Consider the following 13,310-nt stretch of genomic DNA (forward strand, 5'->3'; position numbering starts at 1 on the left):
CGCTGGCGTAACGCCGCTTCGGTTGCCCGTCGATCAGAGGCCCAGCCGTCAAAAGACGCAGCACGCGCCCGCGCGCCGGGAGGAAAGCGCCGCCACCGCCGACCGCGCTGAAACCAGCACGCGCACTCGGGAGTATAACATGGGTTATCAGGGGCAAAATGCATGAACCGCGCGCGTTCGATACGACCTTCGTGACCACGGCCAAGATTGCGATCGCGGTGCCGGTCCGCAACGAGGCCGAGCGGCTGCCGCGGCTCCTCGACGCACTCGCCCGTCAGATCGGGGCGCCGCCGTTCACCCTCGCCTTGTTGTTCGACAATTGTGACGATGACAGTCACGCGACTGTCCAGCACCTCGCCCCGACACTCCCTTTTCCAATCGTCACACAGTGCGAGACGGCTGGCGGGCCGCCAAACGCCGGGCTGGCGCGGGCGCGCGCGATGGCGATGGCGCTATCGATCGCGCCCGACGGCGTGCTGATGACCACCGATGCCGACAGTCAGCCCGCCCCTGACTGGGTCGCCGCCAATCTGTCGGCGCTCGCGCGAGCGGATGTCGTGGCCGGGCGCATCGTGCGTCACCCGGGCCGCGCGGCGCCGCTTCAGGCGCGGCTAGAGGCATATTACGATCGCCTCCACGCGCTTCGCCGCCGGCTCGATCCGGTTACGTGGGAGGCTGCCGACACACATCATTGGACCAGCGCCGCCAGCCTGGCGATGACGAGCCACGTCTATCGGACTGCCGGTGGGTTTCCGCCGCTGGTGCATGGCGAGGATGCGGCGCTGGCCGATGCCGCCGCCCGGCTAGGCCTGTCGCTCCGCCGCGACGCACGTGCGCATGTCGCGACATCGGCCAGGCGCAATGGCCGGGTGAGTGGCGGCTTCGCAGCGCAGCTCGCCGCGTTCGACCGTACCGATCACGCACCGGCCGTGTTCCATCCGGAGGACGAGGCGTGGCGCTACACCCTCCATGCGGAGGCACGTCATGGTCACGGGCGCGACGGCTATGACCGGCTCGCCACGTCGCTGCGGCTTCCCCTGGCGGAGGTCAGCGCGGTGGCGGCCGAATGCGCCAATGGGGAGGCATTTGCGGCACGGATCGTCGGCGCCCCGCCCGGCGGGATGCGCGCTGTCACACTGTCCCATGCCGAACGGCTGATCGCCGGGCTGGAGCAAGTCCGCCTGGAGGGCGCGGCATGACGAGCGCGCTGACCCGCGCCGATATCGCCGCGCTGACGCCCGAACTGGACGGGATTGCTGACCCTTGGGACGCGGCGGGACTGCTCCGGCTCCTGCGGCTGCTTTACCGCGTGGGGCGCACCGATCTGCCGCTCGGGCGATTGTTCGAAGGGCATGTCGACGCGCTTCAGATCGTCGCGCGCTACGGCACGGCAGCGCAGCGCGCCGCGGCGGAAGAGGCGGCGCACGGCGGCGGCGCGTTCGGCGTGTGGAACGCCGACCAGCCCGGCGAGCCGGCGGTGTTTGCCGACGGGCAGCTGTCAGGCGCGAAGGCGTTCGCCTCGGGTGCCGGGCTGCTCAGCCATGCGCTGGTTCCGGTCGACGCCGATGGCGGGCGGCAGCTGCTCCTGGTGGATCTCACCCGCACGCCGCCCGACATCGACCGATCATGGTGGCGGGTCAGCGGGATGCAGCGGTCCGAAACGCATCTTGCCCGTTGGAGTGGCGCGCCGCTGGAGGCCGAGGCAATGATCGGCCGGCCGGGTGATTATACGCACGAGCCCTGGTTCAGCGGCGGGGCCGTCCGCTTCGCGTCGGTCCAGGCTGGCGGGATCGCGGGCGTGGTCGATCGCACGCGCGACCATCTCGTCGCCCAGGGCCGTGACAGCGATCCGCTTCAGCGCGTCCGCCTGGCTGACCTCTACCGTGCCGCGCAAGGTGCTGCCGATGCGGTCGCGAATGCCGCGGCGGCATGGAACGTCGACCGCGTGGACGAGACGCTGGCCTATGTCGCCGCGGCGCGCTCTGCGGTCTATGCGGCAGGGGAGACGGTGTTGACGCTGTCGCAGGCGGCCGTCGGCGTGCAGGCGATGTTCGTCGATCATCCGCTCAACGCCGCGCTGACCGATCTTGCCGTGTACCTGCGCCAGCCCGCGCCCGATTTGCAGCGCGACCGCGCCGGCGCCGCAGTCGCCGCCGGCGTGCTGACCCCAACGCTGTGAGGCCCGCGCTCGGCCGGGTGCGCCGCCTGCTGGTGGTCGCGCCGCATCCCGATGACGAGGCCATCGCTGCCTGGGCGCTGATGCGGCGGCTGCGCGCGCGCGGCGCCGCAGTGGAGGTGGTGGTGGTCAGCGATGGTGGCGCGTCTCACCCCGAAAGCCGCCGCTGGCCCCCTGCCCGCCTCGTCGCCCAGCGCCGGCGCGAGACGCGGCGTGTGCTTCGCCCGCTGGGCATCACGCCGGCCGCGATCCGGTTCGTCGGCCTGCCCGACGGCGCGCTCGGCAGCCGCGCTGCCATGCTGCGACTGGCGATGGGCCGCGCCCTGCTGCGCCGCCGCGCGCCGGACCTGATCATTGGGCCGGTGGCGGACGACGCGCACCCTGATCACGCCGCCGTCGCGGCCGCGCTGCGCGCCCTCCCCCGCCGCGGCGAGGCGCGCGCCGCTTATCACGTCTGGCCCGAGGGCGCCGGCCGCCGCCTGCGCGGGCCGCACGTCGCGCTGTCCTCGCACGAGATACTGATGAAGCGCGCCGCGATCCGCCGCTATCGCACCCAGGCGGGATTGATCACCGATGCCAAGGCGGGCTTTGCCATGACGCACCGCCATCTCAACGCCTTTGCCGCGCCCCGCGAACGGTTCGGGTGGCAGCGGTGAAGCCGATCGACCTTGCCGGTTTCGAGGCCAAGTTCGCCGACAGTGAGGATCCCTGGTCGACCTGGGACAAGCCGGACGAAGTGGTGAAGCGCCGCGCGATCCTCCACGCGCTGGGCCCCGGCCCACTCGGGCGCGTGCTGGAGCTGGGCGCCGGCAACGGGTCCAACAGCCAGGCCCTCGCCGCCCGCGCGCTACGCCTTGATGCCACCGAGGCGACGGCAAAGGGAACCGCGCTCGTCGCGCGCGCGATCGCCGCGAATACGCCCCGGGCCCGCGCGCTTCAGCTCGCCGTGCCGGACGCCCCGCCGCGCGACCGCTACGATGCGATCGTGATCGCCGAGCTGCTTTATTATCTCGATCCGCGCGCCATGCGCGATCTGGCGGCGCAGGCGGCCGAACGGCTGCGCCCCGGCGGCCGACTGGTGCTCGCCCACCACCGCATCACCTTTTACGATTTCGCGCAGCACGCCGAGGGCATCCACACCCGCTTCATCACCGCCACCAACCGCCGCTGGTCGCGCCGCACGGTCCGCCAAACCGGCCGCTGGACGGTGCTCGCGTGCACCTGATCGCGGCGCATCGCCGGGCCATCGCAAAACGTTCGCGCCAGAGGCCGGAGCCTTCGACAATGCGCACTGGTTCTGCGCGACTGCCGTCTCGTCAATCTTTCTGATGCGGCGTGAATGACTTGGCGGATTTCGCCTGCGGCTGACCGTGTTCGTCGAGGTTGTAGAGGTGCTCCAGCATCAGCACCATGGCGGTATGACCAGCCTCGGTGAGGTCCACGCGCAGGCGGCGATGATCACGCCGGTCCAGCCGCCGCTGGATCAGGCCTTCGGTCTGAAGGCGGTCGATGCGGCGCAAGGCACTGGTCGGGCTTTCGCCGCTGATCACGACGAGGTCCTTCACGCAGAGCTGCTCCCCCTCCATCCGGGCGACGAACAGCTCCAGCATCATGTCCCAGGCGGAATCGCGGAACAGATCGTCCGGATACAGCGAATTGATGGTGGTGCGGACCTTCAGCGTGTGGCGGGCGAGGTCCGCAAGCTGTGACCGTCGAGATCCGCCAAGCTGCTTGAGGCGGTCCGCTGCGAGAGACGACTGGGCAAACACGTCATTCATGACCAGTCACCTCCGCCGTCAGGGGGTTTCGTGATGCGTTCGTCATAGCGCCTTCCGTTGTCGCGCAGGGAGTTCCTAGATCCCGGCCGGGTGAGGTGAAATTGCATGGCTGATTATCGCTCCCGCAGCGCCTCTCGGGCGCGGTTGAGCGGCTTCAGAAGATATTGCAGCACGGTCTTGCTGCCGGTGTGAATGTCGGCCGTCGCGATCATTCCGGGTCCGATGGCGTGGCGTTTGCCTGCCTTGTCGACCAGCGCATCGGCATCGGTACGCACGAACACGCGGTAATAATGGATTTCGGGGTTCACCTCATCGCGGATCGTGTCCGGCGAGATGCTCGCCACCCGTCCCTCGAGCCCGCCGAAGATCGAATAGTCGTACGCGGTGATCTTGACGCTGGCGCGCTGGCCAGGACGGATGAACGCAATGTCGCGCGGCGCCAGCCGTGCTTCGACGAGCAGCCGTTCATCCAGCGGCACGATTTCCATGATCTTCCCGTTGGGCGGGATCACACCGCCGATGGTCGACACTTCGATATTCTTGACCACGCCCCTCACCGGTGATCGCACGGTCAGCCGGCGCAAGGCGTCGGAACGACCACGTACCACCGGGGCCAGTGCCTCGACCTCCTCGTTCGCCTTGGTCAGTTCCTGGCGTGCTTCGACGATATATTGCGACCTGAGGTCGGATTTGCGGAGCTGGAGATCCGCCCGTTGGCGCTTCAGCCGAAGCACTTCGACATTGCTCGCGGCACCCAGCGAGACCAGCCGCTCGCCGATCGCCAGCTCGCGATTGATCAGCGCGAGCGATTCATCGATCAGCCCCTCCGCGCTGCGCAAGCTGCGGCGCCGCGCATCGTACAGGCGGATCTCCACCGCCTTGAGGTCGGGGTGCTTTGCCAGTTCATCGGAAAAGGCGATCGGCGTCCCTTCGACCTCGGAGCGAAGCCGGGCGCTGCGGGCGAGCGCTGCGCGGTACTTCGCCGCGCTTTCATCCACCGTCGACCCGGCCTGCGTCGGATCCAGTTGCGCCAGCACTTGTCCGGCCTCGACGATATCGTCCTGCCGCACTGGCAGCTTGGTCAGGATGCCGCCTTCCAGCGACTGGATCACCTGTTCCCGACTGGTCGGCACGACCCTGCCGGTGCCGGTGCTCACCTCGTCCAGCTTCGCGAACCACGCCCACGCGAGCGCGGCGAAGACCAGCGCGGCGAGCAGCCAGACCAGCTGCGCGGACGATCGCAGGCGGGTGGCCCCGTCGTCGGAAAAAGCGTCCGTCAGATCGGCGGGGGAGCGTGCCGGCCGCGCGATCATGCCGCCCGCCCCCCTGCGCGCATGCGCTGGAGCGCGGCGTCGCGTGGCTGGTCGAGGACCAGCGTACCATTGTCGATCACGAGAATGCGGTCGACCAGATCAAGCACGCGCATGCGATGCGTCGCGATCACCACCGTACGGTCGCCGCACCATTCCGAAAAACGGGTGATGAACTGGCGTTCGGCGCTTTCGTCCATTGCCGCGGTGGGTTCATCGAGCAGGACGATGTTGGGCTGACGGAGCAACAGCCGCGCGAGCAGCAGCGACTGGACCTGCCCGCCCGACAGGCCCAGTCCCCCTTCCAGCACGACATGTTCCAGGCCGTTGCGCAGCCGGCGGACAAATCCGTCCGCGCTCACCATGGCGAGCACCGAAAGGATTTCCTCGTCAGACGCGTGCGGCGCGCCAAGCGTCAGGTTTTCCCGCAGCGTCCCGTGGAACAACCGGCTGTTCTGCGTCAGCAGCCCGACATGGCGGCGGACGTCGGCCGGATCGATCTGCTGAAGCGCGAGGTCATCGAGCAGGACCTCGCCCCCGACCGGCTGGAGCATGCCCGACAATCCTTGCAGCAAGGTGGATTTGCCAGCGCCATTGCGGCCGAGCAGCGCGACCTTCTCTCCCGCGCGGATCTCCAGTTGCGGTACCCGCAGGGCGGGAGGCGCATCGGGATCGGCATAACCGAACAACGCCGTGCGCAGCGTATACCGTCCTGCGGCGACCGGCAGCGGGATGCGATGTTCGGCCTCCGGCGCGTCGACCGGCAGCGCCATGATCTGGTCGAGGCTGCCCATCGCGATGCGGGCGTGCTGATAACGGCTGAGCAGCTGGGTGACCTGGCTCATCGGCGCCATCATGCGTGAGCCCAGGATCGACGCGGCGACCAGGGCGCCCGTCGTCATGTCACCCGCTATCACCATCGGCGCGCCGGCGAAGATCACCGTCGCATAGACGGCGTTCTGCACGCTTTGCGTCCAGTTGGTGAGCGTGCTGGTCAGGCCGCGCAACTTGAGCTGCGCCTCGCCGGCCACCGCGTTATAGTGGTTCCACTGGCGCTGGAAGCGGTCTTCCGCCTGTAGCGCCTTGATGTCCTCGATGCCCTGCACCGTTTCCACCAGCATCGCGTTGCGCAGCGAGGATTCACGCATCGATTCAGTGGCAAGCGCGCGCAGGCGGCGCTGCGCCAGCAGGCCCGGCAAGATCAGCAGGATGACGCCAGCCAGCGGGACCAGCACCAGCGGCCCGCCGATGAACCAATAGATGGCGAGGAAGAACAGGAAAAAGGGGAGGTCGGCCAGCGCGGCGACCGTGGTGGAGGTCAGCAGGTCGCGCACCTGATCGAGATCCCGCAACTGCGCGATGAACGTGCCGGTGGACGTCGGCCGCATCCGGTTGCGCACCCGCATCGCATGTCCGAACACCAGATCGGAAATCCGCAGGTCGGCGCGCTTCCCGAGCACGTCGATGATGTTGACCCGCATGCGGCGCAGCGCAAATTCGAAGCCGACTGCCAGCAGCACCCCGAGGAACAGGATGTAGAGCGTGGGCATCGATTGCGCCGGCACCACGCGGTCATAAACCTGCATCGAGAAAAGCACCCCGGCAAGGCCGAGGCAGTTCGTGACGGTGGAGGCGATGGCGACATGGCCATAGGCGCCCGCATCGCGCATCAGGATCCGACGCAGCCAATGCGTCTCATAGGGACGGATATAGGTGTCGACGCGAACGTCCTTCGCCGACCGCGCCGGGCGCGGCACGATGAAGTAGCTGGCCTCCGCCTCGATCCGCGAAACCGGCACTTCGGTCTGCAGGCCGGACTCGCGCGAGAAGGTGCAGGTGGCGTTCCCGTCGCCATCCAGTGCGGAGACAAGCGCAAGCTCGCCGTCCCCCAGCGCCGCGATCACGGGCAGGCGGCGGCTGTTCAAGCGAAGGTCATTGGGTTCGATCAGGCGGATCGATAAGCCACTGGCGCGGGCGATCGCGGCAATCCGTTGCTGCAGCGTGCCGCCCGACTGCCAGGCCCCGGCCAGCCGTGCCCGCTGCACCGACACCGGCAGGCCGTAATGGCGGGCCGCCAGCGTCAGCATTTCAAGCCATTGTTCTGCCTCTGCCGGAAGCCTGGTTCCCGGCACGGGAAGTTCTGCGGGGCCCGTCAAATCGTCACCCCCGCAACACGCACGCCGGCAAGGCCTAGCGCGTCACGCAACTGGCCGGAGTAGAAAAGACAGTCGAGCCGAAGGCGGCGCAGGTCATGTTCGGTGTTGACCGCCTGGAAGCGGGTCGCATGCAATTCCTGTTCGGCGTTGAGCAGGTCGACGAGCGTACGCGTGCCCATTTCAAGATATTGCAGCCGGTAGAGCCGCCCGGTGTCGAGCATCGCAGCCTGGCGGGCGGCGAGCATGTCGGTGAGACCCGACAGGCTGGACACCTGCTGCTGCGCCTCGGCCAGCCGCTGCCGGCTTTCCAGGCGGGCGCGCTGCGAACCGGCCCGTGCCGCCGACAAGGCGGCATCGGCGCCGCGCACGCGGGCGCGGATCGCGCCGCCATTGAATACATTGCCCGTCACGCGCAATCCGACATTGTAGAGACTGCGATCACCGAACGGCGAGGTGAAGTCGGTCGAGGCGTCACCGCCCAGCGACAGCGTCGGCAGGCGATCCGCGCGGCTGCGGCGAAGCTGCGCCTCGGCGAAGTCCTGGCGCGCGTCAGCCGCCATGACCGCCGGAACAGCCGTCCAGTCCGGCGCGGGCCGCGAACAACCGCTCGCCAGCCAGGCCGGAACATCGGCCGACACGTCGCCCGGCGCATCACGCGCCAGCAGATAGGTTAGATTGCTGCCCCAGCGGCGGCGTTCCGCCTCGATCTGGACCAAGGTGGCACGTGCGGCCTCGACGCGGGCCTGCGCCTGCAGCGCATCGGACTGAGTGGTGGCGCCCGTCTCGTACCGGTCCTGCACCAGCCGGGCGATGCCCCCGACGCTGGCAAGCTGTTCCTCAGCAACCGCGTACAGCGCGATCGACCGCTGCATTTCGATCACTGCATTGGCGGTTTCGCGGACCAGTTCGTCGATCGCCAGCAAAAGCTCGGCGTGTTCGGCGTCCCGACCCGATCGGGCGGCGGCGATCGCGCTGCGCACCTTGCCGAAATCGAACAGCATCTGCTGCGCCCCGACTTGCGGGCGCGGGCGCCAGCCTTCGGCCAGGCGATTGTCATAGCCGCTGGAGACGCCCGCGCTCACCTGCGGCAGATAAGCCGCGCGCGCCTCGGCGATGGCTTGTTCCTGAATGCCGATCTCGCTGGCGGCCTGAACCACCGACGGGTGCCATTCGAGCGCGAGACGCGCCGCGCGTTCCAGCGTCAACGGCGGAAGAACTTGCGCCTGCACCTTTCCGATGTGTTGCGCCGTCGCACCAGGGACGAGCGCCACCAGAATGCCCGCGCTAATGACGCGGCGAAGGTGCAAACGAATACGAGACGTTGGCGTAATCATGCCGCGGCCACCCTTTACTCCTAATGGACCAAGTGTGGCCGCAACTGGTTAACAGAGAGCAAACTTCTTATCTTACATTGTGTTGCCGTTGCTCCATTCAGAATTGTGAGTGCTCCTGGGGACGATTGCGCTCGAGATCCTCGGCGAGGACGAGATAGGCCATCGGATCGCCAGAGCCGAACGCGGGGTCCAGCGTCCCCAGCGGTGCAGCGGCCGGCTCAGCGACCAGCGTGTCGGCCGCCTCGGGATCGGTACCGCGCAGATAATCTGCGAGTACGGCCTCGATTTCGCCCGGATCCTCCAGCAGCACCAGGTCGCTGAAGTCAGCTTCCTCCCCTGCGCCGGCGAGCACAGCGTCATTGTCACCCAGGTCGAACGCGTCGAGCACGATCGCCTCCACTGGCGCGCCTTGTGCGGACAGCCCGTCGCCAGGCACATCGATCGTCACGCTCAGCGTTGCCGTGGCAACCGCACCGTTGGGCTGAACGATCTGGTAGGTGAAGCTGTCAACGAGATCGCTGGCGGAATAGGCAAGGCTGCTGCTGGGCTGATAGACGTAATTGCCCGCTTCATCGATCGTCAGCGTTCCGAAGCGCCCGGCGATCTGCGCACCCCCGTCGCTCACCTCGACAAAGCCCCCGCCGCCGTCGACCCGCAGCGTGACGAACGCTGTGCCGGCGGCATCGTTGGCCAGCAGGCTTCCCTCTGCCGTGCCGGTCGTCGCGACCACGAAGTCATTCAGATACGTGATCGTCTGACCGACATAGACGCTGGTGTTATAGGCCGTGCCAAGGACGTTCGTCGTCGACACCGTATAATTGTACGTGCCGGCCGGCAGGTCGTTGAGCGTGGTGGTGACGCCCAAACCCAGCGGCAATCCCGCCACTGCCGTCTGCGACACGGTGCGGACCACGGCATTGGTCGCAGCGTCCGTGACGGTGATGGTGTAGGTCGGCAGAACCGACAACAGCCCCGTGCGAACCGCCGTGATCGTGACATCGGACACGGTGTTGGCACCGACGGTGAAGCTGTCGCTGCCCGAACGGGTCGCCGGCGCGATCACCAGACCGAGCGGCGTGTTGAAGCTGAATTCGAGCGCCGACGGTACCGTCGTCTCGACGTTGCGATACGTGACCGTTGCTGTGTCGGTGTCGTTCGTTGCCACCGGCGCGGCGGGTATGTCCGCGCTGGTGATGGCGATCGACAGCGTGGCGCTTTCCGTTTCACCGTCGCTGGGGTCGAGCAGCGTATAGACGATCCGTTCGGTCTGCCCGATCGCGCTGGCCGCGGCCGTCGGCGTGTAGCTGTAGCTGCCGTCGCGATTGATGATCAGGGTGCCGAACGCTCCGTCGACACGGGTCCCGTCCGCCGCGACGGCGGTCGTGGCGCCGTTGACTGTGACGCTCGTCACCGCCGTCTGCGGGCTGACGATATCGACTTCGCCACTGGCGCCCGGATCGGTGATCACGTTGCCCGTGGCCGTACCCGCCACAATGCCGCCGATCTGCGTGAAGTCGGAATCGACCCCCTCGACGCTCAGGCTGCCGAGTACGCCGACACCCAGGGTCCCCTGGAAGGTCAGGAAGGCGCGATATTGCCCGGGGCCATAGGTGCCCGAGGCCACGATATCGCCGCCCAGCAGGCTGAGCTGAAGCAGCGAGGCGGAACCGTTGCCATCCGCCGCCACCCAGTTGCGGCCATCAAAGCGCTGTACCACGACCGAATAGCCGCTGATTACCCCAAGCGATAACAGCGCGTCATAGGTGAAGGTCGCGTCGAAGCTGTGGCCCGGATCGACGGTGAAGGCGACCGATGGGGTGCCGAGCACGGCGGCGTCCAGATTGAGCAGGCCGAGCGATACCAGCGCCACATAATTGGCCGATCCGAAGTCGACGTCGCTGGTCACGGGCAGGAGATCGATCGGCACCGTGTCGGTGTTGTTGAACGCGATGATGTCGAACGGCGCGATCAGCGGAACGGCGGGCGACTGATTGCCCGCTGCATCCGCAAGCGACACGGACAGGGTAGCCCCGGTGACTTGCGCGCTGGTGAGCGTGACGCTGAAGCTGCCATCAGCAGCAACGGTGCCGGTCCCCAGCACGGTGTTGCCCGGGCCACGGACCGTGACCGAGGCTCCTGCCTCGCCATTGCCGTTTACCGTCGCACCATCGGCGGTGATGGTCACGCCCGTCGGGGCCGGCGGCGGCGTGATGTCGGGTGCGTTTGCCGTGATCGGGGGCGAGATGTTGCCGGTAGCGTCGGCCTGCGTCGCGCTGAGCGTGCCGCCATTGGCCTGCGGCGGGGTCAACGTCGTCGCATAGGTGCCATCGGCGGCGACGGTCGCGATGCCGACCTGCGTGCCGTCGGCGGTGCGGACAATGACCGTCGCACCGATCTCGCCGGTGCCACTCACCGCCGTGCCATCACTCGCCACGAGCAAGGTGGGCGCCGCCGGCGGGGTGATGTCAGGCGCCAGCACCGGTACCGGCGGCGAGACGTTGCCGCTGCCATCCGCCTGCGTGACGTTCAATTGCTCGCCATTGCGCTGCGGCGTGGTCAGCACCGCCGTATAGCTGCCATCACCCAAGACACTCGCGGTGCCGATGACGGCGCCGGTTGAATCGGTGACCGTGATGGTCGAACCGGCAACGCCGGTGCCGACCACCGTCAGGCCATCGGGCGTCACGGCGGCCGTCGGTACATCGGGCGCGGTGCCGTCAGGCGCCAATACCGACGTTGGTGCGGACGCATTGCCCGCGGCATCGCGCTGCGTGACGCTGAGCGTTTCGCCATTGGTCTGCGCGGTCGAAAGCGTCACACTGTAGCTGCCATTGGCGCGCACCACCGCGGTGCCGAGCACGCCATCCGCGCCGCTGACCGTGACGGTCGCGCCCGGCTCGCCGCGCCCGGTGACTTGCGTCCCGTCGGGCGAGACGCCAGCGCTGGGCGCCCCCGGAGGCGTGATGTCGGGCGCGCGTACTGGCGTTGCGGGCGAGGCATTGCCGGCGGCGTCCGCGAGCGTGACGCGGACCTGCTCGCCATTCGCCTGCGCAGGCGTCAGCGGCACGCTGAAGCTGCCATCCGCGTTGACCGTTCCGCTTCCCAGCGGGGTGCCCGTCGCCGTCGTGACGGTAACGGTCGTGCCCGGCTCGCCGCTGCCGGTGATAGCCGTGCCGTCGCCGGAGACCGCGGCCTGCGGGGCGAGCGGCGGCGTGATGTCGGGTGCCGGCGCGACGGTGGCGGGAGACGTGTTCCCGGCAGCATCGGTCTGGACGACGCTGAGCGAGCCGCCATTGGCCTGCGGCGGGGCCAGGACCGCCGACCAGGTGCCATCGGCGGCGACAGTGGTGCTGCCGACCTGAACGCCGCCCGCCGTGCGGATGACGATGGCGGCGCCCGGCTCTCCGGTGCCGGTCACGCTGGTGCCGTCGGTCGCTACGGCCACACCCGGCGCACCCGGCGCCGTGATATCAGGCGCGAGCGCCGAGGCCGCTGGCGAAGCGTTGCCGGCGACGTCGGTCTGAACGATGCGCACGGTCTCGCCATTCCCCTGCGCGGGCGTGAGGGTGACAGTGTAGCTGCCGTCCGCCTGAACCACGGCCGAGCCAAGCGGCGCACCGGCCGTGCTCGTGACGGTCACTGTCGCGCCAGCCTCGCCGCGCCCGATCAGCTGCGTCCCGTCGCCGGAAATCGCGCCGGTCGGCACCGCTGGGGGTGTGATGTCGGGTGCGTTCGCCGTTACCGCCGGCGACCGGTTGCCGGCCGCATCGGTCTGCGTTGCCGACAGCAGCTCGCCGTTGCGCTGCGGGGGTGACAGCGCGATGGCAAAGCTGCCGTCCGCCGCAACGATGCCCGCGCCGACGACATCGCCGGCCGCGTTGGTGATGACCAGCCGGGCGTCCGCTTCGCCCAGCCCGGTAGCGATCGTGCCATCGGCGTTGATCGCCAGATTGGGGGCAGCCGGCGTCACCAGGTCCGGCGCCGTCACGGTGGCGGGCGCAGAGAAGTTGCCCGCCGCGTCTGTCTGTACCGCGCTCAGTACCTGCCCGTTGTTCTGAACAGGGCTGAGCGTCGCGACGAACGTGCCATTGGCGGCGACGGTTGTGGTGCCTACCACGGTGCCGGCCGCATCGGTGATGCTGAGCCGTGCGCCCGGCTCGCCCAGGCCTGATGCCGTCGCGCCGTCGGCGCTGATCCCGAGCGTTGGCGCATCCGGCGCCGTCAGGTCCGGGGTCGCCACGGAGATCGAGGGCGATACGTTGCCGGCCGCATCACGCTGCGAGACGAACAATGCTGCACCGTCAATCTGCGCCGGCGTCAGCGGCGTGTTGTAGGTACCGTCGATCTCGACCGTTGCGACGCCGACGACTCTTCCGTTCTCATCGATGATAGTCACCGTCGCGCCGGGTTCGCCAGTGCCGGTGACACTGGCGCCGTCGGGTGCGACGGTGGCAGCGGGCGCTCCGGGCGCCGTGAAGTCAGGCGCGGTCAGGGTGATCGCGGGGGAGACGTTGTTGGCGGCATCGGCCTGAGTGACCGTCAGCGCTTCGCCATTG

At 68.5% G+C, this 13,310-nt stretch carries 9 protein-coding genes; 4 read left to right on the forward strand and 5 right to left on the reverse strand.

Going from position 1 to position 13,310, the window contains the following annotated elements; translation table 11 throughout:
* Window positions 1-158: 158 nt before the first annotated feature.
* From K0S66_RS12095 to K0S66_RS12110, 4 genes are read left to right on the forward strand one after another with little or no spacing between them, the layout of a single operon-like run.
* The gene (locus tag K0S66_RS12095) at window positions 159-1,199 is read left to right on the forward strand and encodes a glycosyltransferase (RefSeq protein ID WP_301075666.1); all 1,041 of its coding nucleotides are present in this window, start codon (window positions 159-161) and stop codon (window positions 1,197-1,199) included.
* Window positions 1,196-2,179 (forward strand): acyl-CoA dehydrogenase, encoded by a 984-nt coding sequence (locus tag K0S66_RS12100; RefSeq protein WP_301075667.1) that lies wholly within the window; start codon window positions 1,196-1,198, stop codon window positions 2,177-2,179. Before K0S66_RS12095 ends, K0S66_RS12100 begins: the two co-directional genes overlap by 4 nt.
* A complete protein-coding gene (locus K0S66_RS12105) occupies window positions 2,176-2,832 on the forward strand; it encodes a PIG-L family deacetylase (RefSeq protein ID WP_301075668.1) in 657 nt (218 codons plus the stop codon). The genes K0S66_RS12100 and K0S66_RS12105 overlap by 4 nt, the downstream gene beginning before the upstream one ends.
* Window positions 2,829-3,401, forward strand: coding sequence for a class I SAM-dependent methyltransferase (locus tag K0S66_RS12110; RefSeq protein ID WP_301075669.1), 573 nt, complete (start codon window positions 2,829-2,831; stop codon window positions 3,399-3,401). The genes K0S66_RS12105 and K0S66_RS12110 overlap by 4 nt, the downstream gene beginning before the upstream one ends.
* Before the next feature lie 91 nt (window positions 3,402-3,492).
* Here the strand turns inward: K0S66_RS12110 and K0S66_RS12115 are convergent, their stop codons facing one another.
* The 5 genes from K0S66_RS12115 to K0S66_RS12135 form a co-directional block, all read right to left on the reverse strand.
* Window positions 3,493-3,954, reverse strand: a complete 462-nt coding sequence (locus K0S66_RS12115; protein WP_301075670.1) for a MarR family transcriptional regulator — start codon at window positions 3,952-3,954, stop codon at window positions 3,493-3,495.
* A gap of 113 nt (window positions 3,955-4,067) precedes the next feature.
* Entirely contained in the window at window positions 4,068-5,267 is a 1,200-nt protein-coding gene (locus tag K0S66_RS12120; protein ID WP_301075671.1) for an HlyD family efflux transporter periplasmic adaptor subunit, read from the reverse strand.
* Entirely contained in the window at window positions 5,264-7,396 is a 2,133-nt protein-coding gene (locus K0S66_RS12125) for a type I secretion system permease/ATPase (protein WP_301075672.1), read from the reverse strand. The genes K0S66_RS12120 and K0S66_RS12125 overlap by 4 nt, the downstream gene beginning before the upstream one ends.
* Before the next feature lie 20 nt (window positions 7,397-7,416).
* Complete coding sequence (locus K0S66_RS12130) at window positions 7,417-8,691, reverse strand: TolC family outer membrane protein (RefSeq protein WP_301075673.1); 1,275 nt, start codon at window positions 8,689-8,691, stop codon at window positions 7,417-7,419.
* A gap of 160 nt (window positions 8,692-8,851) precedes the next feature.
* Window positions 8,852-13,310 (reverse strand): BapA/Bap/LapF family large adhesin (locus tag K0S66_RS12135; RefSeq protein WP_301075675.1); only part of this gene is annotated, 4,459 nt, incomplete at its 5' end.

The sequence above is a fragment of the Sphingomonas sp. genome (genome assembly GCF_029239295.1).
Classification (GTDB): Bacteria; Pseudomonadota; Alphaproteobacteria; order Sphingomonadales; family Sphingomonadaceae; genus Sphingomonas.